General features: G+C 61.2%; 19 protein-coding genes and 1 pseudogene. 9 read left to right on the top strand and 11 right to left on the bottom strand.

Annotated features, from left to right (window positions below; all coding sequences use genetic code 11):
- Positions 1 to 34: 34 nt before the first annotated feature.
- The 4 genes from IF103_RS14225 to IF103_RS14210 form a co-directional block, all read right to left on the bottom strand.
- Complete coding sequence (locus IF103_RS14225) at positions 35 to 730, bottom strand: SEL1-like repeat protein (RefSeq protein WP_202675421.1); 696 nt, start codon at positions 728 to 730, stop codon at positions 35 to 37.
- A gap of 158 nt (positions 731 to 888) precedes the next feature.
- Positions 889 to 1,983, bottom strand: coding sequence for a hypothetical protein (locus IF103_RS14220; protein WP_023381055.1), 1,095 nt, complete (start codon positions 1,981 to 1,983; stop codon positions 889 to 891).
- Between the two features lie 42 nt (positions 1,984 to 2,025).
- A complete protein-coding gene (locus IF103_RS14215) occupies positions 2,026 to 2,652 on the bottom strand; it encodes a LysE family translocator (RefSeq protein WP_104883579.1) in 627 nt (208 codons plus the stop codon).
- A 2-nt stretch (positions 2,653 to 2,654) separates the two neighbouring features.
- The gene (locus IF103_RS14210) at positions 2,655 to 3,431 is read right to left on the bottom strand and encodes a YqcI/YcgG family protein (RefSeq protein ID WP_023381053.1); all 777 of its coding nucleotides are present in this window, start codon (positions 3,429 to 3,431) and stop codon (positions 2,655 to 2,657) included.
- A gap of 162 nt (positions 3,432 to 3,593) precedes the next feature.
- Between IF103_RS14210 and IF103_RS14205 the strand changes: the two genes are divergently transcribed.
- The 7 genes from IF103_RS14205 (at position 3,594) to IF103_RS14175 (ending at position 14,902) form a co-directional block, all read left to right on the top strand.
- A complete protein-coding gene (locus tag IF103_RS14205; protein ID WP_202675420.1) occupies positions 3,594 to 4,514 on the top strand; it encodes a LysR substrate-binding domain-containing protein in 921 nt (306 codons plus the stop codon).
- Positions 4,515 to 4,857: 343 nt separating this feature from the next.
- On the top strand, positions 4,858 to 7,218 hold the full coding sequence (locus IF103_RS14200) for a DNA polymerase II (protein WP_202675419.1): 2,361 nt from the start codon (positions 4,858 to 4,860) through the stop codon (positions 7,216 to 7,218).
- An 80-nt stretch (positions 7,219 to 7,298) separates the two neighbouring features.
- A complete protein-coding gene (locus tag IF103_RS14195) occupies positions 7,299 to 11,855 on the top strand; it encodes an NEL-type E3 ubiquitin ligase domain-containing protein (RefSeq protein ID WP_202675418.1) in 4,557 nt (1,518 codons plus the stop codon).
- Positions 11,856 to 12,084: 229 nt separating this feature from the next.
- Entirely contained in the window at positions 12,085 to 12,642 is a 558-nt protein-coding gene (locus tag IF103_RS14190; RefSeq protein WP_104883581.1) for a DUF4174 domain-containing protein, read from the top strand.
- A gap of 172 nt (positions 12,643 to 12,814) precedes the next feature.
- The gene (locus IF103_RS14185; RefSeq protein ID WP_023381048.1) at positions 12,815 to 13,306 is read left to right on the top strand and encodes an HvfA family oxazolone/thioamide-modified RiPP metallophore; all 492 of its coding nucleotides are present in this window, start codon (positions 12,815 to 12,817) and stop codon (positions 13,304 to 13,306) included.
- Between the two features lie 71 nt (positions 13,307 to 13,377).
- A complete protein-coding gene (locus tag IF103_RS14180; RefSeq protein WP_023381047.1) occupies positions 13,378 to 14,223 on the top strand; it encodes an HvfB family MNIO-type RiPP peptide maturase in 846 nt (281 codons plus the stop codon).
- Entirely contained in the window at positions 14,204 to 14,902 is a 699-nt protein-coding gene (locus IF103_RS14175) for an HvfC family RiPP maturation protein (protein ID WP_023381046.1), read from the top strand. Before IF103_RS14180 ends, IF103_RS14175 begins: the two co-directional genes overlap by 20 nt.
- 3 nt (positions 14,903 to 14,905) lie before the next feature.
- Here IF103_RS14175 and IF103_RS14170 read toward each other — a convergent pair whose 3' ends face one another.
- The 6 genes from IF103_RS14170 to IF103_RS14145 form a co-directional block, all read right to left on the bottom strand.
- Entirely contained in the window at positions 14,906 to 16,075 is a 1,170-nt protein-coding gene (locus IF103_RS14170) for a cupin-like domain-containing protein (RefSeq protein WP_104883582.1), read from the bottom strand.
- Between the two features lie 77 nt (positions 16,076 to 16,152).
- Entirely contained in the window at positions 16,153 to 16,647 is a 495-nt protein-coding gene (locus tag IF103_RS14165; protein ID WP_023381044.1) for an HvfX family Cu-binding RiPP maturation protein, read from the bottom strand.
- Positions 16,648 to 16,661: 14 nt separating this feature from the next.
- A complete protein-coding gene (locus IF103_RS14160; protein ID WP_023381043.1) occupies positions 16,662 to 17,282 on the bottom strand; it encodes a ferric reductase-like transmembrane domain-containing protein in 621 nt (206 codons plus the stop codon).
- Between the two features lie 146 nt (positions 17,283 to 17,428).
- The gene (locus IF103_RS14155) at positions 17,429 to 18,715 is read right to left on the bottom strand and encodes a sensor histidine kinase (RefSeq protein WP_023381042.1); all 1,287 of its coding nucleotides are present in this window, start codon (positions 18,713 to 18,715) and stop codon (positions 17,429 to 17,431) included.
- Complete coding sequence (locus IF103_RS14150) at positions 18,712 to 19,452, bottom strand: response regulator (RefSeq protein WP_023381041.1); 741 nt, start codon at positions 19,450 to 19,452, stop codon at positions 18,712 to 18,714. The genes IF103_RS14155 and IF103_RS14150 overlap by 4 nt, the downstream gene beginning before the upstream one ends.
- Positions 19,453 to 19,467: 15 nt before the next feature.
- A complete protein-coding gene (locus IF103_RS14145) occupies positions 19,468 to 19,869 on the bottom strand; it encodes a site-specific integrase (protein ID WP_177429844.1) in 402 nt (133 codons plus the stop codon).
- Between the two features lie 688 nt (positions 19,870 to 20,557).
- Here IF103_RS14145 and IF103_RS14140 point away from each other — a divergent pair.
- Both IF103_RS14140 and IF103_RS14135 read left to right on the top strand, forming a co-directional pair.
- Complete coding sequence (locus IF103_RS14140) at positions 20,558 to 21,541, top strand: TerC family protein (RefSeq protein ID WP_104881600.1); 984 nt, start codon at positions 20,558 to 20,560, stop codon at positions 21,539 to 21,541.
- Between the two features lie 151 nt (positions 21,542 to 21,692).
- Positions 21,693 to 21,919: pseudogene (locus IF103_RS14135) on the top strand (hypothetical protein).
- A gap of 575 nt (positions 21,920 to 22,494) precedes the next feature.
- Here the strand turns inward: IF103_RS14135 and IF103_RS14130 are convergent.
- A complete protein-coding gene (locus IF103_RS14130; protein ID WP_023381036.1) occupies positions 22,495 to 23,217 on the bottom strand; it encodes a DUF4198 domain-containing protein in 723 nt (240 codons plus the stop codon).
- Between the last annotated feature and the right edge of the window lie 5 nt (positions 23,218 to 23,222).

Genomic DNA, 23,222 nt, shown 5'->3' with positions numbered 1-23,222 from the left:
CGAGGGAGCCGATGGCTTGAACGATCTTGCTCTGTCAGCGGTGGCTGGCCAAACGCTGCTGGGCGGTGGCGCAGCCATTGATCTCGATAGCCTTTTGCAACAGGTCTTGACGCTGCTGCGGATCCAGGTCGCTCAACAGCCGGTAGACCTCGGCCTGGTAGTCGCGCTGACGCCCCCATTGCATCTGCAGGCCCTGTGGTTGGCTGCGATTGCAGGCCAGGCGCAAGGCCGGTTGCGGGTAGTAGGGTGCGTAAAGCGTGGCCATGCTGGGAATGGCTTCCAGCTCCTGGCGGTAGGTCGGGCTGGTGTTGTACGGCGCGCACAAGCTGGCAATGGCCGAGGCAGGAGGGGCGAACCCTTGTTTGAGACTGTCCTCCAGCAATGGGCAGGCGGCATCCGGAATCTGTGCTGCCGGCAAGTAGGTCATGTAGTACAGGGCCAGTCGGTACTGCGCCACCGGGTGGCCCAATTCCACGGACTTCTTCAGCAATGCCACGGCCGTCGGCAACGTGCGGGCCATGGCCTCGCCCTGGCGGGTCAACTCAGGGTCGCTGCCCAGGGCGGTGCGCAGGGGGCTAGGGTTGTCTTCCTGGGTATCGGCCTGTTCGAGCAGTGGCAGGGCCTGGCGATAGAGCAGGTCGGCATGGGGATCGATGCGCACATCGAGCGCTTGCGCGGCCAGCGGTAACAGGGCGAACAACAGCGCAGGCAGGGGACGGACGCGACTCACAGGCTGCCCTCGCACGACGAACAGCGGTCATGGCCAGCGGGCAGGGTCTGATGCAGGACAACGAGGTTCATGGCCGGTACAGGGTGCCTCAGGCATAACGGAACGACGACGTATTCTAGCCATGCCCAGGCGCTTGCCGGAAGGCCCAAGGGCAACTGTCAGACGAGCTTGATCGGTGTGACCTTGCGCGGAGCGTGTTTTTCCTGGGCCAGGCCAAGTTTGGCGGTGATCACCTTGGCTACTGCATTGTTGCCCAGGTCGTTGAGGTGCAGGCGATCGACGAACAGCTCGGCGGCGAATACAGGTGAGCTGCTGAGCATGCTGTTCATGTCATAGCAGGGAACCGGGTCGGCCTGGCGCTTGATACGGCGGAAGTAGGCCATGTGCAGTTGGCTGTCGAATGCATCCTCCAACAACTTGTCGAAGTTCGCCGGTCGACGCTCCAGGGCTGCCAGCATTGCTTGCTCGCCAGCGGGTACCGTGTCCCGGCACCAGGGCAGCAGTGGCTGGAGAATGAAGGTGAGCGTGGCGTGGCTGTCGGCTAGCATGCGCTCCCATTGGCGCAGGGTGCGGCCGATGGTGTCGGCGGCGCGGGCCATGCGTTTTTCTGGCGAGGAGAGTGTCCAGTTGATCGGGGTAGATGGTCTGCGCGGCGCCAGGGCTTGCCCCAGGCGGCGCCACAAGGACTGGTTGGTCGGCGAGGCCGGGGGCTGAACCCCTTCCTTGAAACTGTCGAGAAATGCCTGCTGGGCCTTGGCATGCTGTGGGTCGAGCAGGCCGTCGAGGACTTCGCTCAAGCCTTCGTGGGCCAAGGTGTTCAGGCCACTTAGAACCACCACGTGGCCGATCTGCCCGAAGCGGTGCTGATGGGTGAGGAACAGCAGCAGTTCCTGGCTGGCGTTGAGTCCGCAACTGGCCAGATTCAGCCATACCTCTCCGGTGAGCATCGACAGGTGCGAGGCCACGGTGTGCTCGTCGGAGCTGGCTCCAATGCCCAATACGGCGGAGCCACCGACCAGCAGGTTGACACGTCCTGCCGGGCCACGTTCGGCCGCCGAGAAGCGCTTGCCAGCGAAATGGCTGTAGCGAAAGCCCAGTGCATCGGTGTTGATGGTGCCCGAGCGATAGCCGCGCTCGTGCACCTGCAAGGTGTGCGGCGCTCGCTGGTTACCCATCAACAGGAAATGCTGATAGTCCTGCTGCAGGGAAGAGGGCATGTCCGGCGCGTCGTTGGCTGTGTCGGTCGTCGTCATGGGCATTCCTCTTTCTGGGGCGACGGGGTTGGCTCGCCTGTGTCAGGAGGCCAGCTCCTTGAGGTTGTACAGCAGGCCACCGGTGGCAATCAGAAGCAGGGCGACGCCCGAGGCCAAGCTGATGAGGCGGTTGCTACGCTGCGAGGCGATCTTGCCAATGGCGAAGATGTAGAGACTGAGCACCGCGAAGTCGATGAACACCCAGAGCAGCGACAGTACCACCATGCTCTTGCCGAACGATTCGGTGATCTGGATGAACTGGGGAAAGAAGGCGATGAAGAAGATGATGTCCTTGGGATTGGAAATGCCGACCATGAACCCTTGCCACAAGCCTCCGCGTCCAGCCTTGGATGCCTCGCCGGATGCCTCGGCAGCCGGTGCTTGCAGCGCGTCTTTCAGGGTGCCCACGGCGATATGACCGATGAACAGGCACCCCAGCAGGCTCATGGCGCTGAGCCAGGTCTTGTCGATGGCGGCGCTGGTCAGAATGACCCAAGCTGCCGCGCCGATCAGTACCAGCGATGCCCAGTTGGTGCCGACAGCGGTAAAGATGGCCTTGCGCGAGCCTGAGGCCGCGGCAGTGTTGACGATCAGTGCCACCACCGGGCCTGGGGTGGCGATCAGCAGCAGGACGGTCAGGGCGTAGGTCAGCGTCAGTGCGGTATTCACGGTCAGTTCTCGATCAATGATTCAGAGGTTGCCAGGGCGTGGAAGGGGCAGCGTGGTGGGTTCAGCGAGCCTTGCTCCTGAAGCTGGTATTGCTTCCACTCGTAGTTGTCGTCCTGGCCGAAGAAGCCGAGGGTGTCTGGTACGACGCCATCGTTGTAATGGTGCACGCGTTCGCGGATGCGGGCGCGGATGCGCTTGCCGCTCTCAGTACTGGCGTTGGCGACTTCGTCGAAGTTTTCCCGCGGGTTGATGACGAAGGTGATGTGCGCGCCGAGGTTGCGGCTTTTCATCTGCTGGTGGCCGGGAAAGTTCATGTTGATGAACAGCGGCATGCCGGCGTAGCAAAACGACCAACCGCTGTCGTCAGGGTCGGTCGGGATGGCCTGGGGCCAGGGGTGAGGGTCGCGCGCGTGAACGCCACGCAAGACTTTCCAGGCCAAGGCCTGTTGTTCGGCAAGGGTCATTTCGCTGGCCGTTTCGAGAAACACCACCAGGGGGCTGCCGATGCGTTGCTTGACCGGCACGTGCTTGATGTTCACGACATAGTCGGCAAGCCCCTTGGCCATGTCGTCAGCCAGGTATTCGGCGCGTGCGAAGAGGATGTGGCAGGTTTCGGCAGCCACTGCCTTGCGCCCGAACAGGCAAGGAAATTCGGGGTTGGCAAGGACGCCTTTGAAGTGTTGTATGGTCGTGTAGGTCCAGTGTTGCGAATTCCGGACATGTTCAGAGGCCGCGTCTAGCGCATCCAGGCGATAGCAGTTTCCATAACCTGTAAACATGATTTCCCCAGGCGTTTAAGATAAGTGGACGTTCCAGTCATATGCAGGCAGTTTGTTTGTTTATCTTTGTTATTTACCTGCATTTTCTGAGACGGCCCTCAGGTTGTAAAACGCGTGGAACTATGACCTACTATTAGTCTCACTCATGCTTCGGAAGACCCCATGTCGGAACGGATTCAGGCTTTGCACGCGCTGCGTGCGTTCGAGGTGGCTTCTCGATACGGGTCGTTCACCCGGGCGGCGGAGGAACTGGCCTTGACCCAAGGGGCGGTCAGTCACCACATCAAGACCCTGGAAGCGATGTTCGGCTGCGACCTGTTCGAGCGCCGAGGTCCCAAGTTGCGCCTGACCGAGCACGGGCGGTTGTTGGCCCAGGAGCTCAAGGTTGGCTTCAAGATCATCGAGAATGCATGTGCGTTATTGCGTCAGGACCGCTATGGCCTGCGTTTGAAAGCGCCATCGACTTTGACGGTGCGTTGGCTGCTGAGGGCGCTGGATGCGTTCAAGAAGGTCGATGACAGTTGCAGCGTGCAATTGTCGAGCGTGTGGATGGACATCGACACGGTGGATTTCTATTCCGAGCCCTACGATTGCGCGATTTTGCTGGCCAGTGGGCGTTTTCCGGCCGATGTCGAGAGTTTCAAGTTGTTCGATGAGTGGCTGATCCCGGTGTGTCACCCAGATTACCTGGATAACCCGCAGCCGGACCTGGGGGATCTGCGTCACTGTGAATTCCTTCATCCGTCACCGGATAGGCGAGACTGGCGGCGCTGGTTGGCGCGTATGGATGCGTTGGATATCAGCATCGACCATGGTCAGGTGTTCGATACGCTCGACCAGGGGATTTCCGCGGCGCAGCAAGGGTTGGGGATTTCGGTGGTGGACCTGGTGTTGGCCAGTGCTGACTTGGCGGCGGGGCGGTTGGTGACGCCGTTCAAGCATGCGGTGGCGACGGGGGATGGTTATTACATGACCTGGCTCAAGGCGAGTCCCAAGGCCCGGCAGATGGGCAAGCTGCGTGAGTTCCTGCTGGGGCAGGTGCCAGCGTTGGCCTACAAGGATATCAATTACCTATACGGGTGATTTCTCGGTGTCGCTCTTGCTCTTCTTTGCTTCTCGTGTGCGCAAGTTCAGGTTCAGCCGATTGCCACGACAGGAGGCCGGGAGACCGGAGGCAGCGGTTGGAGCCTCGCGCGGTTTGAATGCCGCGCCTACGTTGGTGACCTGACGTCTGGCGTGTTGGTTTCTGGATGCGTGAGCATCCATTTGCCAAGGCGACGCGTCATCACTTTTAAACTTCCTGAAGTCGCAACCGGGTGTGTTTGAACGGGTGCGCACTCGCGAATTCTGCCGTTGTCGAACCTCCCATCGGCGACTGGAGGTAGAATCACCTCTTGAATCGAACAGCCATTCTGAGGACAACGCAGTGAATGTGCAGCAGGGCTTCGTCCTGACCCGACACTGGCATGACACCCCCCAAGGCACCTGCGTGGAATTCTGGCTGGCTACCGACCAAGGCCCCCGCCAGGTACGCCTGGCCCCTCAGGCGTCAATCGCCTTCATCGCCAGCGAAGACGCCGACCGCACCCGCGCACTGCTGGCCAATGAAACGGCTGTCGAACTCAAACCGCTGGACCTGCGAACCTTCGAGCAGCAACCGGTGATGGGCCTGTACACCCGCCAGCACCGCCAGCTGATGCAACTGGAACAACGCCTGCGCAGCGCCGGGATCGAGGTCCATGAGGCCGACATACGCCCCCCCGAGCGCTACCTGATGGAGCGCTTCATCACCGCTCCCGTGCAGTTCACCGGCAAACCCGACGCTCAAGGGGTCCTGTGCGACGCCCAGCTCAAACCCTCGCCGGACTACCGCCCAAACCTGCGCTTGGTCTCGCTGGACATCGAAACCAGCGAGCGCGGCGAGCTCTACAGCATCGCACTGGAAGGCTGTGGCCAGCGACAGGTCTACATGCTCGGCCCAGCCAATGGCGATGTTCAAGACCTGGACTTCGACCTGCACTACTGCGACAGCCGCACCGAACTGCTGACCTGCCTCAACCAGTGGTTGTCCACCCACGACCCCGACGCCATCATCGGCTGGAATCTGGTGCAGTTCGACCTGCGGCTGTTGCACGAACATGCCAAGCAACTGGACGTGCCACTGGCGTTGGGCCGCAATGGCGCTGTCCTGAGCTTGCGCGCCCAGGCCAGCCGGGGCCATGTGTTTGCCGATGCCCCCGGTCGCCTGCTGATCGACGGAATCGAGGCGCTGCGTTCGGTAACCTGGAGTTTCCCTTCGTTCAGCCTGGAGAACGTCGCCCAGACTCTGCTAGGGGAGGGCAAGGCCATCGAGACCCCTTACCAGCGCATGGACGAAATCAACCGCATGTTCGCCCAGGACAAGCCATCGCTGGCGCGCTACAACCTCAAGGATTGCGAACTGGTCACCCGCATCTTCGCCCATACGCGGCTGCTGGAATTCCTGCTGGAGCGCTCGTCCGTCACCGGTTTGGCGGTGGATCGCAGTGGCGGGTCGGTGGCCGCGTTCTGTCATCTGTACATTCCGCACATGCATCGCCTGGGCTTCGTCGCCCCCAACTTGGGCAGTCGCCCGGACGAAGCCAGCCCCGGTGGCTTCGTCATGGACTCGCGCCCTGGCCTGTACGACTCGGTGCTGGTACTGGACTACAAAAGCCTGTACCCCTCGATCATCCGTACCTTCCTCATCGACCCGGTGGGACTGGTCGAGGGCTTGCGCCAGCCGGACGAGGAACACTCGGTGGAAGGCTTTCGGGGCGCGCGCTTTTCGCGCAGCCAGCATTGTTTGCCGGCTATCGTGGCGCGGGTGTGGCAGGGCAGGGAGGCGGCCAAGCGTGAAGGCAATGCACCGCTGTCCCAGGCGCTGAAAATCATCATGAATGCGTTCTACGGCGTGCTCGGCTCCAATGGTTGCCGCTTCTTCGACCCACGCCTGGCATCGTCAATCACCCTGCGCGGCCATCAGATCATGCGCCAGACCCGCGCGTTGATCGAGGCGCGAGGTTATGACGTGATCTACGGCGACACCGACTCCACCTTCGTCTGGCTCAAAGGGGCCCATGGCGAGGAGGCTGCGGCCCGAATCGGTCGCGCGCTGGTGGCTGAGGTCAATCAGTGGTGGCGCCATCACCTGAGTGAGACCATGGGCCTTGAGAGTGCCCTTGAGCTGCAGTTCGAAACGCATTACCGGCGCTTCCTCATGCCCACCATTCGTGGTGCCGACGAGGGCAGCAAGAAGCGCTACGCCGGCCTGGTCCAGCGCACCGATGGCAGTGACGATGTGGTGTACAAGGGACTGGAGTCGGTACGCACGGACTGGTCGCCCTTGGCCCAGCAATTCCAGCAGGCGCTGTATGGGCGCATCTTCCGCGGCGAGCCTTATCGCGAGTATGTCCGGGAGTTCGTGCGAAGCACCCTGGCAGGCGAGCAGGACGCATTGCTGGTTTACCGCAAACGCCTGCGTCGGCCACTGACCGATTATCAGCGCAACGTGCCACCCCATGTGCGCGCCGCACGCATGGCCGACGACTACAACAGCCGCCTGGGGCGCGCGCGGCAATACCAGAATGGCGGATGGATCAGCTATGTGATCACCACCGCAGGCCCGGAACCGCTTGAAAACCTGCAGTCGCCCATCGACTACGACCATTACCTCAGTCGCCAGCTTCAACCCGTGGCAGACGCCATCCTGCCCTTTGTCGGCGATGACTTCTCGGCGTTGACCGATCGTCAGCTACTGCTGTTCTGAGGCGGGTATTACCTATCTAGCGCCCTGAAACACCCTTGCTGCCTAGGCTGGCGGTCTTTGTCGACCACGAGGCCGCGAGCATGGGCACGAAACCATCGCCACACACACAAACCGCCACGCAAGACAATGTGACGGTCGAAGCCCAGCGTTTCGAAACCTATCGAAAGGCGAGCAGGGCCTACCAGGACGGAATCATTGGCAGGCGGTTGCCTGGATGGCTGCGCGATGCGCCGGTCGCACAGTTACCCGAGATCGGCAAGGCATTGGCCCAGAGCCTTGCCTGCCGGCAGCAACTGAACAGACTGCTGACGCGCCTGCAGGATATCGACGGTTTCGTCGAGTCGGCCTTGGCAACCGCATTGCAGGACCGTTACGGCATCACCGCTAACCTGCGCCGCATGCGGTTTCTGGAGGGGCGCCGCGAACCTGTCATCAACGAGCAACCGGTAGGCGCGCACCTGACGAAAGTGGTGTACGAAGAAAAGCCGTTGCTCGAGGTCGCACTGCGTAACTTCACCGCCGAACAGGCGCTGGCAGGCGGCCAGCCGGTGGGCAACCGTCTGCTGATGCCGCGCCAGGGTTCGGTGAAGCCGCCCACGGCCATCGAGTTCGCGGCCCTGTGCCGTGAGCTCGATCTGGGTGAGGCCTACCAACGCCACCTGGACTCGATCCTTTCGCCCGGCGACCGCGACGAGCGCGTGGAGGCCTTGCTGCGTGACGCCAGCCGCTTCAGCATGCTGGTCGACGCCTACAAGGCCAGACAGGAGCAACAGCTGGACGACAGCGAGCTCAGGTTGCTGGTGGCCATGTGCATCGACGGCAAGTTGCTGCGCCTGGCGGGCGATCTGGTGGTTGCCAGGCGTTTGAGCCTGCTGGGGTGCGAGCTGGAGCAGATCGTCGTGCTGCAAGCCATCGACCAGGGGCCGCTGCTGGACACGACCCGGCGTCTGCTGATGCATGTCCCGGGTGATCCGGTGGCAGCCTGGAGTGCCTTCGCAAGCATGGATGAGCTTGCGCGCGCGCTTGGCAATCGGCTGCGTGAGCCGTCCTACCAGCGATTCTTCACCCGCTTCGTGCGCCGCCGTGACAGCCAGGCATTCTTCTCCACGATCATTCCCGATTACGCCGATTTGCCCGCATGGGCGACGCTGGACCTCAAGCCGCGCTTACGCGCCTACCCGGCACCCTTGTTCAATAGCCTCGCCCATGCCCGCGTCCGCCAGATCAAGGACGATGCCGCCGTCATCGCCATGCCGGTCGCCGAACTCGATCGTGAAGTCCAAAGGGCCCATGACGAACGCCTGGCAGCACAGGGCTGGACACTGCTCAACGTGGCAGGTCTGTTCGTTCCTGTCATCGGTGCCGCCTTGCTGGCAGTGGCCGTGTGGGAACTGCTGGACGAGGTTTATCACGGTATCGAAGCGTGGCGTGATGGCGACCACCAGGAGGCGCTCGACCACTTGACCAACGTAGCCATCGACCTTGCGGCCATTGGTGCCGTGGCTGTCGGGGGAGTGGTCGTACGGCGGTTGTGGACGCGCTCTTCGCTGGTCGATGCCATGGTGCCCGCGCAATTGGAAAACGGCAGTACCAAGCTCTGGCAGCAGGACCTGATGCCCTACCGCAGCACATCGCCTGGCGCGGCGGCAACCCGGGATGCGCAGGGCATCTGGCGCTTGGGCGATCACGCCTGGATCGAGATGGACGGGCATCATTATCCGGTGGTCGAGCAAGGTGGCGAAGGGCAGTGGCAGTTGCGTCCGCATAACGGGCATGGCCCGGCCCTGCGAAGCAATGGTGCCGGCGCCTGGCGACTTTGGAGCGAGCAGCCGGCAGACTGGCGCGACACCCATCGGATGTTCCGCCGGCTGGGTGAGCCGCTCAATCAACTGAACGACGAACAAATCGATCAGGTACTGCTGTTCCAAGGTATGGATGGTGACCATGTACGGGCCCTGCATGTCTATGGCCTGGCGCCTGAGCCTGGAATGCTCGACAGTGCACAGCGCATCGGCCTTGACCAGCGTATTCGACGAGCGATCAACCGTTTGCGTGGTGGTGAGGTGGTCGACGATCCGATGGTGCTGGACCAGGCCCGCGGGCTGACAGGCGCCCAAAGCCTGTCCGACCAAGCGTTGGCTGAGCTTGCCTGGACTCAGCGACGGCTGTTGCTGGGACGTTTGTACGAGGCCCAGCAGCCCGTAGAAAGCCCGGGCAGCGCCACGCTGCGCCGGGTCTTCACGGGGCTGTACCCGCGAGCCGCGCAAGCGCTTGTCGAGGCAGCCAACGTACAGGACCGCCGAACCCTGCTGGAGCACGGCCGGGTGCCATTGCGTCTGGCTGAGGCGGCGCGGCGCTGTGTGCTGGGCATTCGTACCGCGCGGGTGTTCGAGGCATTCAACATCGATACACCGCAAAACGCAGACCTGGCGCGCGTCGCGCTGGGGATGCTCAAGCACCTGCCAGGTGGCGAGCAGGGTATCCGCTGGCGCTTGTTCGAGGGTTATTTTCAGGGGCCATTGCTAGCCTCGACCGAGCTAGGGCAGCAAGCGTTCGACCTGGTGCACACCAACGGCGCCTTCCAACTGCGCGACACCCACGGCGTGCTGTTGGGTGAGCCAGGGGAGCTGTTCGACGTCATGGCCAGGGCCTATGGCGCGAGTCAGCGTGAAGCCATGGCAATCGCCGAACCTTTCGCGCACAACCTTCGGGTGATCCTGGGACTTGAAGCGGCGCAGCGAAGAGCCGAGGTCAAGCGCTTGCTCAGTCCGTTGCGCCCGGGTGCGACCCGCTTGCCCTTGCGCTTGGCCGACGGTCGCCTCGGCTACCCCCTGGGCGGGTGCAGTTCGGGCGAATTGCGAGGTGCCGATCGTTCGCTCAGTGCAATGTTGCGTGAGCTGTACCCCACGTTCACCGATGAGCAGGTGGAGGCCTGGATCACTCATGTGCAGCGGTCCGGACGCCGGGTCGAGACGGTATTGAGCACGCTGCAGCAGCAGCTGACCGTCTTGCGCAACACCCTGAGCGCCTGGGTGGGCGAGGTCGAGGGTGATGTCTGGGAGGATCGGGACAGTTTTCGTACGACGATGATCGACTGCTGGCGTCGAACGGTTTCGGTTGGCGAGTCGCAACTCAATACCGACCAGGACTACCGCATCATGACCTACAACTCCAGGCTCGGTGAGCTGCCGCCTATACCGGCGCAGGTCAGCTTTGCCCATGTTTCCGAAATGTCATTGCTGCGCATGGATCTGGAGGACCTGCCTTCGAGCTTTCTATTGGCTTTCCCTCGCTTGCAGGTCCTGGACCTGGGCGGCAACTACCTGACCCGCCTGCCGCAGTCGTTGTTGCAGATGCAACACCTGCGTCATCTCACGTTTACCAACAACGAGATCGTCCTCGATATGGCGCAATCCGCCATGCTGGCCAGCTGTGGCAACCTGGAGTACGTCGATCTGTCCTACAACCCGCTGGGGCGCGCGTTCACCTTGGCTGGGTTGACCCGACTTCGCTGGTTGAATTTGCGCAGCACGGCCATCAGGCAGTTTCCCAGCGGCCTGCTCAACCATGAGCTGGTCTACGTGGATCTGCGTGAGAATCGCATCAGGCATATACCCGAGCGCTTCTACCAGGCCTCGCTCCGTACCCGGCGCAGTATCAGGTTGGCCGGTAACCCGCTGGGCGAGGCAGAAATGATGCGTCTGCATGCTTCGCTCATGGATATTTCCGAACCCGTGGACGAAGCCTTGCGCAATGAACAGCTCGCTCACGCACGTCAAGTGTGGGGGGATGCCATCGGCCCACGGTTACGCGGCCTGCTGATGGCGGCCTGGGAAACCGTCGATCAGGGCGCCGTGTCGGAGCGGTTGTTCCGGGTGCTGCAGCAGTTGGTGCATTCAGCCGATTTCCACATCGATGCCCCGTCCCTCGCAAACCGGGTGCTGGCCCTTCTGCAGGCGATGGCGATGGATGCCTCGCTGCGTGACGAACTGTTCGTCGTGGCCAATGACGAGTGGGGTTGCCAGGACGGCGCCACTTGGTGCCTGAGCAACCTGGAGCTGAATGTGCTGACCTGGCGTGCTCGGACCCGGGTCGGGGGAAACCCAGAGCGCAGTCTGCTCGCGCTGGGCAGGCGTTTATGGCGTCAGGATGCCGTTGATCGGTATGCCGCGCAGGAGATCCGCTTACGGCAACAACGGGGTGGCAATCCAGATGAGAGCGAGGTCGGGCTGGCTTATCGGGTTGGTCTTCGCGACCGGCTGGGTTTGCCGATTACGGTGGGTAGCATGAGCTTTCGCCTGTTGTCAGGCGTCGATGAAGCAGCCTTGGCAGAGGCTGAAACCAGGATTCTCGCCTGGGAGCAGAACGTAGACGACGTCGCACGCTCGCTGGTGGATCGTGCCTTCTGGCGAGAGCATTTGGAGCGCACCTATCCTGATCGCTTCGCGTCGGTCGACGAGCCATTCAGGCAACGGCTTGAAACGGTGCTCGACGATGACACGCTGACTGATGAACAGCGGCGTGATCAGTCGGATGCGACCCTTGAGGAGCAGCGTGCCGCCCGGCGCGCCTTGATGCTCGACATCACACTCAGGGCCATGGAAATCGGCCCGGAAGACCCCGGGATCGACGTCTGACCGCGGCCCGGCGCAAACCATTGAGCCCCTGCGCGCCCGTGGCTTTGGACTATGCTCAGTCAGGGTATCGGCACTTTCTGAAGGGCTCGACGTCCGAGTCTGACGCAGGGCTGGAAACTGTCAGTTACTTTTCCTTGGCCACTGGGCGTTGGAACTGGTTTAGGCTCCGGATCGGATTTTTCTCCGTGATCTGTAGTCATTGGTTTATCGAAACATTAAGGAGATGCGCATGCTCGTCCGGTCACTGACCCTCGCCACCTTGCTCGCCGTCACAGGCCCTGTGTTCGCCGCCGACAGCGACGCGCCACTGGCCAAGGAACTGGGCAAGGCACGGCCCTTGGTGATCATTGCCCCGAGTTCAGCCGACCCGACCTTGCGGGGGCTGAACGAGGCACTGAAGGACCCCGCGACCCAGGCTGCCTTCAAGGAACGCGGCCTGGTGCTATACAGCGTCGCCAACATGATGGGCAAGCGCGAGGACAAGAACCTCGAGCAACAGACCACCATGGCCCTGATCCGCGAGCTCAAGCTTGGGGCAAGCAAGGGGACCAAGGTCATTCTGGTGGGCAAGGATGGCGAGCGTCATATGCTCAGGGACGACGACACCGGCGAGAAGATCGACCCACAGGTGATCCTCAAGGCCGTCGACGACCTGCCGGCCAGCGAGAAAACCATCACTGCGCCGGAACCGGTAGCGGCTGCAGCTGCACCCGAGCCCAAGGCCAAGGACAGCAAGCCGGCGAAACCGGCCAAGCCGGCGGCGCCCCCCAAGCCGCTGGAAGACTGACCACCCTGCACGGACCTCGACTGCCGCCAGCTGACGGGGTCTGAATGTATCGCTGTGTATCTGTCACGGCAACAGACGCATTCTCATACCAAACGCAGATTGTGGTGATACACCTGCGACACATCCAAGCGGCTTAATGGCTCCACTTCCCAACCACAAGTGGAGCAACACCATGACTCATGCACGCAATACTCTCGGACTGCTCGGCGCTGCACTGATCGGTAGCATGGCCTTTGGCAGCACTGCGTTCGCGGCCGAACCGCTGGCCCAGGGTTATCAACTGGCTTCAGCCAAGGTCCCAGGCGAAGGCAAGTGCGGCGAAGGCAAGTGTGGTGGCAGTGCCAAGGCTACTCACGGTGAAGGTAAATGCGGCGAAGGCAAGTGTGGCGCCAGCACCAAGGCCGGGGCAGAGGGCAAATGCGGGGAGGGTAAATGTGGCGATGCCTCCTTCGCTCGAACCGATACCGACCACGACGGCAAGGTCTCGCGCCAGGAGTTTCTGGTGGTGGCAAAGGACCGTGCCGCCGACTTCGACAAGATCGACCGCAACCACGATGGTTTCATCTCCGAGCAGGAAGCCTACGATCATCTGAAGTCGATCTACCAGGCCAACGGCAAGGCCATGCCTGACGGGCTATTCAGCCACCTGGCCGGCAAGTCCTGACCCTCACCCTTGCGTTACCCACGACGCTCCCTGCCGGGCAGGCGGGCGTCGTGCCTTATGGAGTGACCGCCATGAATCACAACCCAATGCGTGCCGGCCTGGGCCTGCGTCGCGGATTGCTGCGCGAACTGCTGGTAATGGAAGACGGCGCGGTCGACTTCCTGGAATGCGCGCCGGAAAACTGGATCGGTGTCGGGGGGGCCTATGGCCAGGGGCTGGCACGGTTGGCCGAGCGCTTTCCGATCACCTGCCATGGTCTGTCCCTGTCCCTGGGCGGAAGCCTGCCGCTTGACCGTGCTTTTCTCGACCAGACCCGCCAGTTTCTCGACCGCTACCACGTCGGGTTGTACAGCGAGCACTTGAGCTACTGCAGCGACGATGGCCATCTGTACGACCTGATGCCGATACCGTTCACCGACGAGGCCGTGCACCACGTGGCCGCGCGAATTGGTCAGGTTCAGGACCACCTGCAACGGCGTATCGCCGTGGAGAACATCAGCTATTACGCCGCGCCCTACCAAGCCATGAGCGAGCTGGAGTTCATCAATGCGGTGCTCGATGAAGCCGATTGCGACCTGTTGCTCGACGTCAACAACGTGTTCGTCAATGCCTGTAACCACGGTTACGACGCAGCGGGCTTCCTCAATGGCTTGCCGGTGGCACGAGTAACCGGCATGCATGTGGCCGGGCACTATGACGAGGCGGATGACCTCAAGGTCGATACCCATGGGGCGCCCGTGAAAGAGGCTGTCTGGTCGCTGTTTCACGCTGCCTGTCGGCGCTTCGGTACGCAACCGACGCTGCTGGAACGGGATTTCAACTACCCGCCGCTGGCCGAGCTGCTGGCGGAAACCGCGCGGGTACGCGCCGTGCAACAGGCAGCACAGGAGGACCGTGATGAACGAGACGCTGCGTGACCAGCAATGGCGCCTGGCCCGGCATCTTCGTGACCCGAAGGTGCATGCGCCACCACCGGGCATCGAGGCGAGGCGGCTCAAGGTGTACCGCGATCTGTTCTACGGTTCCATCGAGGGCTTGCTGGCGGGGAGTTTCCCGGTAATGAGGGAGACATTGGGCGATGCCGCCTGGCATGCGCGGGTGCATCACTTCTATGCCAACTACCGCTGCCAGACGCCCTTGTTCACCGAAATTGCCGAAGCCTTCATCGACTACCTGCAAGGCATCGAACTCGACGCACCCTGGCAGCTGGAGCTGGCCCATTACGAGTGGGTCGAAGCGCAGTTGTACCTCAGCGATGCACAGGACCCGCCGCATGACGCCAGGGGTGATCTGCTCGAAGGTGAGCCGCTGTTGTCCTGCACGGCCAGGGTGTTGGCCTATCAATGGCCGGTAGAGCAGATCGGCCCGCCGTTTCAGCCCCAGCAAGCGCCCGCCGCGCCAACCTTGCTGCTGGTCTACCGCGATGCTGACCTGCAGGTGCGCTTCGCCCGGCTGACAGCCATGGCCTATCAACTGCTGGCCGTGGTTTCAGGCACTGGCCGCGCGCGCCTTCAGGCCTTGGGTGATGTAGACCTGCAAGGCCTGGCGTTGCTCACTTCACTGCGCGAGCAAGGTGTGATCGTAGGCACTCGTTGATCTTCAGACGGGGGCGTGCTGGCCGGTCATTCCGGGCAAGGGCGAGTTTCTCCAGCCGCGCCCCGAGTCGACCCAGAAGTTCACCGACAGTGAGGTGGAGCGAGACTCCACCTGGTGGAACCAACCCTCCGGCAAGAACAGCAAGTCCCCCGCCTGCAGCACCACCTCCATGAAATGAACCGCCTGGCAGCCCGGGAAACGCTGCGGATCCGGCGCCTTTGGGTCCACATCGCAACCCTCCAGTCCCCCGTCGGGCGATGTTGCCCAGCAGCCGAGCGCATCGCGATGATGGGGAGCGGCCAGGATGAACGACTTCTCCCCCCACACCTGAGCGAACAAGTTGTCGCTGTCATCGCGATGCAAGGGTGTCAGCGTGCCCTTCGGGCCGATCCAGATCCTTGGTGGTATGAACTGCGCCGCGTTGAAGTAGCGCGGATAGCGAATGTGTTCGAGCAACTGCGCAGGCAGAATGTTGTTGCCCATGTATGCCGGCGGCTGACCGTGTCTGCTTGGCGGGGCGGGTGCATCCAGGCTGGCGATGAATTCGGCCATCGAGGTCGAGCGGAAGTCGCGTTCGGTGGAGAAGGTTTTCTTCACGTAGTCGCCATGGCGGGTGATGCCTTGCAGATTGGCGAACAGCTCCAGCGAAGCCTGGCGACCGGTGGTGAACAAAGGCCAGTCCTGCAAAGCATCGCTGATCACCACAGGAATGCCATGCAGCATGTAACGTTCACGGAACGCCTCGACCGACAGGCTGCTGTGCGCACGACGCTCCACGCTGAGCAAGGGCGGCTGGCTGGCTGAAAGGGCATCGCTCAGGCGGGGACGTGGAGGGTAACGGCGGTTGGCCTCGACCCTGGGGGCGCTGGCGCCATTGAGCGCCATGTCGATGGCCTGAGGCAGCAAAGTGGCAAGGCCAAGATTGCCGTCGATCTTGAGGCGGCCAGTGGCGAACAGTTCCTCGACATTGGCCTGGCCGCCCATGATGCCCATGAAGTCGGGCGTGGCCACTTCGATGGTGACATCCGGGGCAGCATGACGGCCACTGCCGCCTCGGCCGCCGGCCTCGAACCAGCACGCGTGAGTGGCATCGAAGATGAACTGGAAGGTGCCGGTCAGGCCGACACTCCCAGCGTTGGCGAACAGCTTGCCCAGAAGGATCTGCAGGTCCACGGCGCGTTCTCTTGGTCATTGATCTGAACAGAAAACGAGCGACGCGCCGGGAAATTTATCGGGACCGGGCGTGGCACTCAAGCGTGGCGAAGAAAGCGCTGGCTCAGCCACTGATCCAGGCTCAACCGTCCGGCGCCCTTGAGCAGCAGCGGTAGCAGTGCGACCAGGTAGATCAGCGGTAACTTGTAGTTGCCAAAGCCCTGGTCGGTAATGGCATAGCCCTGGGCCAGTTCAGCCAGGCTCGACCAGTGCGCCGGCCAGTGCACGGCGGCGATGGCGACCACCGTCACCACCATCAAGCCTGCCGAGGCCAGCCGCGTACCCAGGCCCAACAGCAGCAATAGTGGCAGGATCAGCTCGGCCCACATCGACAGCTGCCAGTTCAACTGCGCCGGCAGATGATTGAAGGGGAAGGGGAAGCTTGCCTGCAGGTCGCCGAACCAGTTGCTGCCGTTGAATTTTTCCAGGCCGGACTCGAAGAACTCCCAGGCCAGGAACAGCCGCAGCGGCAGGTCGGCGCTCCAGGTACCGAAACGGTCGAAAAGGGTCAGGGCGCGGGTCAGGGTCGTCATGGTCAGGGCTCATCTCAGGAAAGGGCGGTGGTGGTGCGGCGTTGGCGCTGGGCCAGCTTGGCGGTGAGCTTGAAGGCAAGGGCGGCGAACATGATGGCGAATGCCACCGGGTACCAGCCGCCCAGGGGGACGCGCTTGTAGAACGAGAAGCAGAACACACCCGCCAGTACCCACATTCCGGTGCTGTGCAAGGTTTTCCAGGCACGCCCGCCCAACAGGCGCATCGGCGCTTTGAACGAGGTCAGGGTGAGCAGCAGCAGGAACAGGTAGCCCACGCTGCCAGGAAGGCTGGAGGTTACCGTGCGACCGGCCCAGAACAACTCGGGGAACTGCTGGGCATAGCGGTAGATCAACAGGCCATGCACGGTGTGCGAGAAAGCGAACGCCAGGCCCAGGAACCGTCGTTCGCGTATCAGCCAGCGGCTGCCACTACCGGGGAGGAAGGTCACCAGCGTCGACGCCAGGAAGGCCAGCAGGAACAACGCGAACGAACTGCGCGCAGTGGCGCGTATCGCGCTGCGCAGCCCATCCGAGCCAATGGGGTGGCTGGCAAGTACCACGGCGGTCATGGCCAAAGTCAGGCCGGCAAGGGCGGCGAACAGCTTCCAGCCGCTGGGCAGGGTGAGGGATTTCATCGAGGGCGCTCCCGGTTGTGGTGGTATGCCGAGAGTGTGAAGGCGGGGGGTATCTGCAGTGTGTCGGTGAAGGGGCGTTTGTGTATCGGACTGTAGCGATCTGGATCGTGGGCAAAGTCATGGGCCAGCGCGGGCGCTGGCCAGACTCACTTCAGTTCGATTTGGGCACACAGCCCGCCAGAGGCGCGATTGCTCAGGGTCAGCTGGCCACCCATGGCCTGGGTCAGCTGCTGGGCGATCGCCAGGCCCAGCCCGGTGCCGCCCGTGCTGCGGTTGCGCGAGCCTTCCACCCGGTAGAAGGGCTTGAGCACGTCATCCAGCTCATCAGCAGGAATGCCGGGGCCGTCATCGAGCACGCGGATCAGCGTACTGCCGCCCTCGCGGGACACTTCCAGCTCTGCAGCGCCAGCGAACTTGAGGGCGTTGTCGATCAGGTTCACCAGCACCCGGCGCAGGGCATGGGGACGGGTCTCCAGCAGGCTATCGGTGGTGCCATGCCGGGCGACCTGGGCGCCGCTGTCCTGATAGTCGAACACCACGCTGTCGAGGAAGGCGTCGAGGTTGATCCGGCAAGGCGCTTCGGTGCTGCTGTCCATGCTGCGGGCGTAGGCGACGCCCTCACGCACCAGATGCTCCATGGCGTTGAGGTCGCTCCACAGCTTGTCCTTATCGGCGCCATCGTCCATGACCTCGACCCGCAGCTTCATGCGGGTAATGGGGGTTTGCAGGTCATGGGAGATCGCGGCCAGCAGTTGCATGCGCTCCTTCAAGTAAGCGGCGATTCGCGCCTGCAGCGCGTTGAACGCAGCCGCGGCGTAGCGAACTTCTCGCGGGCCGCTTTCGTCCAGTTGCACGCCAGGTTTGTCCGGGTCGAGGTTGTCCACGGCCTGGGCCAGGCGGGTCAGTGGGCCGATGGCCAGGCGCACGGCCATCCAGGTGCACAGCAACAGGACAAGCAACTGGATCAGCAGCACCGTTGGCAGCCAGGTAGCCATGGGCACCGGTGCCGGCGTGACATCGATGGTCAAGGGCGCGCCATCCGCCAGGCGTAAATGGACCTGGAAGTGCGCATTCGGGCCAGGGATATCCTGGAAGGTCAGGCGGTAGTCATGGCCGATGGCTTTTACGATCGAATCGGCGGCCATCGGCGGGTTCTCGGTTGGCATCGCTTCGCCCGACTCCCCCGGGTCGAGCCGGTAGCGGTAGGTGCGCCGCTCCAGGCGAGGCAGCCAGCTGGCGCGCTCGGCCGCAGGCAGGCGGTCGAGGATGGCTACCGAGGTGGCGACGTCTTGTTCCAGATTGCTGAGCATCATCGAGCGGCTGCTGACGAACCGCTCATAGGCCTGCAGGCTGAACGACAGCCCATAGGCCAGTACCAATCCGGTGAAGAAGATCAGGGCCAGGCGCGAGGCCAGGGTGCGGGGCCATTTCATGAGGGTGACTCGAGCAGCTGCACGGGCAGTGAAAAGACGTAGCCTTCGCTGCGTACGGTCTTGATGCAGCTGGGCTCCCGAGCGTCGTCGCCCAGGCGCTGGCGCAAGCGACTGACCAGCAGGTCGATGGAGCGGTCGAAGATGTCCGCCTCGCGGCCCTGGGTAAGGTTGAGCAACTGCTCGCGGCTCAGCACCCGTTGCGGATGGTCGAGGAACACCCGTAGCAAGCGGTACTCGGCGCCGCTGAGCGCCACCAGGGTGCCTTCGCTGTCGAGCAAGTGACGTGCGGTGGTGTCAAGGCGCCACTGGCCGAAGCCGAGCAGGCGGCTGCTTTCGCTGATGGTCAGGTTGGGCGGCAGCATGCGGGTCCGACGCAGCACCGCGTTGATGCGAGCGAGCAGTTCGCGGGCGGAGAAGGGCTTGGTCAGGTAGTCGTCTGCGCCCATCTCCAGGCCGATGATGCGGTCGGTCTCGTCGTTGCGGGCGGTCAGCATCAGCACCGGGGTATTGCGGTGCTTGCCGGCACGCAGTTCGCGGCACAACAGCAGGCCGTCGTCACCGGGCATCATGATGTCGAGCACGATCAGGTCGACGCTGTTGGCTTCGAGGAAGGCGCGCATCTGCCGGCCATCGGCAACGATGCTGGTGCGCAGGCCGCTCTTTTTCAGGTAGTTGCCGACCAGCTCGCGGATTTCGCGGTCATCGTCGACGACCAGGATGTGATCGACGTGTTCCATCTAAAGCGTTCCTGTTCAGAAGGGTTGGGCGCAGTGTACCGAGCCTTTGCGTACTTGCCTGCGGCGCTTTGTATTGCAGTGTATCTGTACCAGATACAGCAACTGGCTTAAGGTACTGAATTTAAAGGAGATTAACTGGTCTCCAGAAATCTTCCCCCAATATATCCCCAAAACTAAAATACAAAACCAGGCGAAATCGATCCCTGCAGAGCCCCGGCTATCGAGGTACATATCGGTCATTTTGGCAATATGGTGTCCGAGTCGCCGCTGGGCATCCCGGCCTTCTTGTTCAGGGAGCCGTGCAGCCAACGACCCCTGTTCATGGAATGGCGGTGGGCTGTTCCCCAGTACCAAACCCAGCTTCGCTACCGCCCGGTCTCGAGCTGCCGCGAACTCTTTGCTGATGGTGTCTGGCATGATCGTTGCGCCCGCTTTGACGCGAGCGACTGTTCGGTGATGGTGCGCCAGTTGCTTTGCAACCACCCTGTCACGACAACGTCGTATCACCTCAACTAGGCTCAGGCCTATGCACCCCAGCGTGATGCTGATCCTGAGCCTGGCTCCTGTCTTCGACTTAACTACCTGCAGGAAACCCTCCACCTCGTCTTTGAACCTGAAAGAGAGAATGTCTTGCCGGTGCTGGCCAGTGAGAAGGGCTAGGCTCTGGACGAAAAGCCTTGAAACTCGGTGATGCTGCGTTGAAAACAGCCTTGCCTGACCTTCGTCTCAAGACTTTTCATAAAGAACCTAGCCATGGCCTCCATGAAAATGTCCTTTTGCTGAGAGCGGTGATTAACCACCCGGACAACGGATGCGGCTGTTGATGGCTTCCACTTCAAATACATAGAGTTCAGCTGGTAGCCCTGCCTGTGCGATTGGGGGGGATAGCTAATAGGAACGCCCTATTAAAATCCATCTCGATAATGTTTTTATCAATTTTCTTTAGATTATCTAATTTGGTTATGACATGTTTTGTAAATCAATTCTACTTGCGAGCTTAAAAGCCTCGATAAAATATTGGCTCGTGACGCCGGGCCCCTCTGACGGTTAACAGCCGCCATGTCGGAGTCATAGTTGTTAAACTACGACTGTCGAGGAGGGGCCTATGTCTGCCCTCAGTGCTTATCTCTCTCAAGATGTTTTTGGTACTGATCTATGGCTCTGGCTGTCTTTCTTTGCCGTTGTCTTGACCCTGTTGGCTCTTGATCTAGGAGTTCTTCATCGCGGCAATCGTGAGATTGGGGTCAAAGAAAGCCTAATGCTCTCTGCAGGCTATATTGGCATGGGGCTGCTGTTCGCAATTTGGGTTTATTTCCAGAAGGGAAGCGATGCCAGTATGGACTATGTGACAGGTTTCTTGATTGAGAAATCCTTGTCCATGGATAACGTTTTTGTGATCGCGCTAATATTTAGCTTTCTAGCGATACCACGGCAGTACCAACACAGGGTCCTATTCTGGGGGATCATGGGGGTGATCGTACTGAGAGCTATCATGATCGGCCTTGGTGCGGCGCTCATCGCGAAATTCAGTTGGGTGCTCTACTTGTTTGGTGCTTTCCTAGTATTTACGGGTATAAAAATGCTGTTTGCGCGTGTCGATCATGCCCCGGATCTAGAAAATAACCGTTTTGTCAAGTATTTGCGCAGTCATCTCCGCGTTACCAAGGAGCTGCACGGGCAAAGTTTTCTGGTGAGCTTGCCAGACGCAAGAGGTAAAAATGTTTTATGGGTGACGCCGCTTTTCCTTGCGCTTGTTCTTATCGAGTGCGCCGACTTGGTGTTTGCTGTTGATAGTGTGCCTGCTATATTTGCCATTACCCAAGATCCTTTCATAGTCTATACATCTAATATTTTTGCCATTCTCGGTTTGCGAGCCCTTTATTTTGCGCTGGCAGCCATGATAAGTCGTTTTGTTTATCTGAAGTATGCGTTGGCACTGGTGCTCGTATTCATTGGCGCAAAAATTTTCCTTCATGATATAGTTGGTAAAGTTCCGGCAGAGCTATCTTTAAGCGTGACAATAGGTCTTCTGCTGGGTGGGGTTGTGGTTTCGCTTTGGAAAACTAAATTGCCCAAAGAGGCTGATTAAGTTTCCATTGAAAGTGTGCAAGAGTACCCTCCGACCCCTTTGCTTGGGTGGATCATTGAGCGAGAGAGTTTGCGCAATGACCATGCTGGATTCGCCGGACAGTGCCGAGGAAAGTCCTATAATGCGCTGGTCAGATGATCGGAGCGGTACCGTGGATAAGCACAGCTTTATAGGGATGGTCGAGGCTGGCGAGCAGCTGATTCAAAAGTCCTTTGATGCCATGCGCAATTACCACCACGCCCAAGACCATGGCGCTCATCCAGAAGAGGTGGAGCGCCATTGGCTGCTGGCGGAGCCCACTGGTTGAGTCGATTTCTGGCCACCTGCTCCGTGTCCATAGCGAAGGCTCCCGGGAAGGATTTGCCCCCACGGCACTAGGTTAGCGATTGCCGGATCAGCACTGTAACTAGTGTGCGATAGCCACCCGCGCCGCCAGGGTACTCTGCGACCTGCTCGCACGGGCTGAGTGATCGGGAGAACTGTCGACAGCTGATGACCGTGCCCGAATAGCTGGCGAACAGTGTGACCGTGAATATGACCGTCTTTCGAAGGTCTCCGCCTAGATACGCTAGGGCCGAGCAGGAATGGCCGCTATCGACCCTTTGCAGCCGTTCGAGATGTCTGCGAAACCAGGGGCGATTCATTTATCGATAATGAGCTCGAGCGAGTCTTTGGAGAATTGGACAAGCTCATGCTCCAGGCCTCGTTTGCTGAACTTGATTTTTACTTGGGTGTACCCTTCCTCATTGGTGTACATCCAATTCGCATGAACATCCTTGTTGCGAAGGCTCCCGCACTCCCGAAGAACTGATAAGAGCGATAAGAGCGATGAGAGCCACGTAGGCTGATCGTCTCTTTCCGAGGCGGCGTCTAACGGCTGGGTCGACCGTTGGTCTTGTGGCGAGAAGTGTCTGCCGTGCCTCGGCCGACATGGCCGAGGCACGATGCAAGAGTTACTCGTGGTGCGGCTCCCCCAGGAACGTCAGCGAACTGAACAGACTCTGCTGGGCTACCGGTCCGCCTTCAGCCAGTGGCAGGGTGGCCTGCGCCGCGACGATGTTGAGGCCTTCGTTGCGTACGGTGATGTGTGCCTTGCCTTGCTTGTCGGTGGTGGCGCTGACCTGGTGAGGCGAGCCTCGGTAATCCCCTTGCAGCGGTATATTCGCAGCCGGTTTGCCATCGAGCAGCACCTGAACTTCCAGCGTCTTGCCTGGCCCAACTTGCAGCGGGTCACTGAGCGGGACGATCGCCAAACGCAGCATGTCCAGTTTCGGTAGGCGAGCACCGCTTTGGTAAATGGCCAGGCTGTACTTGAAGCTGTGGGTGGAGGCGATCGCATCCTTGACCTGGGTACGGTCCTGATTGACCCATTGCTTGTCCGGGCGCTGCGACCAAGGCCCGTTGTCCAACAGCACGGCAAGTGCCGCAGGTGGGGTGAGCGGTTGCAGGACCGCATGATCCGCCAGGCGTTCGACAGTGACCGGGACCATCTTCCCGGCTGCGTCGAATGCCCAGGCGCGCTTGATCTTCTCCGCCTTATAGGCGTTGTCCTCGGCACCGTGGCCGTACACGGCCTCGATGTTGCCGCGTCGCTGCTCGGTCCACAGGCCGTGGGCACTGGCGTTGGCGCTGATCACCATGGCCACCAAGGCGGCCACTTTCAACGATGGATGCATGATGG

The organism is Pseudomonas sp. SK2, assembly GCF_016772395.1.
In the GTDB taxonomy this organism is placed as follows: Bacteria; Pseudomonadota; Gammaproteobacteria; order Pseudomonadales; family Pseudomonadaceae; genus Aquipseudomonas; species Aquipseudomonas taiwanensis.
Note: the sequence above shows the minus strand (reverse complement) of the source record. Positions and strands in the feature narration are given on the sequence as shown.

What these genes read in the sequence shown, in the direction of transcription:
- IF103_RS14205 (WP_202675420.1), top strand. Translation starts at nt 3,594, where the DNA reads ATGTCGGAACGGATTCAGGCTTTGCACGCGCTGCGTGCGTTCGAGGTG.
- IF103_RS14220 (WP_023381055.1), bottom strand. Translation starts at nt 1,983, where the DNA reads ATGACGACGACCGACACAGCCAACGACGCGCCGGACATGCCCTCTTCC.
- IF103_RS14165 (WP_023381044.1), bottom strand. Translation starts at nt 16,647, where the DNA reads ATGACGACCCTGACCCGCGCCCTGACCCTTTTCGACCGTTTCGGTACC.
- IF103_RS14190 (WP_104883581.1), top strand. Translation starts at nt 12,085, where the DNA reads ATGCTCGTCCGGTCACTGACCCTCGCCACCTTGCTCGCCGTCACAGGC.
- IF103_RS14195 (WP_202675418.1), top strand. Translation starts at nt 7,299, where the DNA reads ATGGGCACGAAACCATCGCCACACACACAAACCGCCACGCAAGACAAT.
- IF103_RS14180 (WP_023381047.1), top strand. Translation starts at nt 13,378, where the DNA reads ATGAATCACAACCCAATGCGTGCCGGCCTGGGCCTGCGTCGCGGATTG.
- IF103_RS14140 (WP_104881600.1), top strand. Translation starts at nt 20,558, where the DNA reads ATGTCTGCCCTCAGTGCTTATCTCTCTCAAGATGTTTTTGGTACTGAT.
- IF103_RS14130 (WP_023381036.1), bottom strand. Translation starts at nt 23,217, where the DNA reads ATGCATCCATCGTTGAAAGTGGCCGCCTTGGTGGCCATGGTGATCAGC.
- IF103_RS14160 (WP_023381043.1), bottom strand. Translation starts at nt 17,282, where the DNA reads ATGAAATCCCTCACCCTGCCCAGCGGCTGGAAGCTGTTCGCCGCCCTT.
- IF103_RS14145 (WP_177429844.1), bottom strand. Translation starts at nt 19,869, where the DNA reads ATGCCAGACACCATCAGCAAAGAGTTCGCGGCAGCTCGAGACCGGGCG.
- IF103_RS14210 (WP_023381053.1), bottom strand. Translation starts at nt 3,431, where the DNA reads ATGTTTACAGGTTATGGAAACTGCTATCGCCTGGATGCGCTAGACGCG.
- IF103_RS14175 (WP_023381046.1), top strand. Translation starts at nt 14,204, where the DNA reads ATGAACGAGACGCTGCGTGACCAGCAATGGCGCCTGGCCCGGCATCTT.
- IF103_RS14185 (WP_023381048.1), top strand. Translation starts at nt 12,815, where the DNA reads ATGACTCATGCACGCAATACTCTCGGACTGCTCGGCGCTGCACTGATC.
- IF103_RS14155 (WP_023381042.1), bottom strand. Translation starts at nt 18,715, where the DNA reads ATGAAATGGCCCCGCACCCTGGCCTCGCGCCTGGCCCTGATCTTCTTC.
- IF103_RS14150 (WP_023381041.1), bottom strand. Translation starts at nt 19,452, where the DNA reads ATGGAACACGTCGATCACATCCTGGTCGTCGACGATGACCGCGAAATC.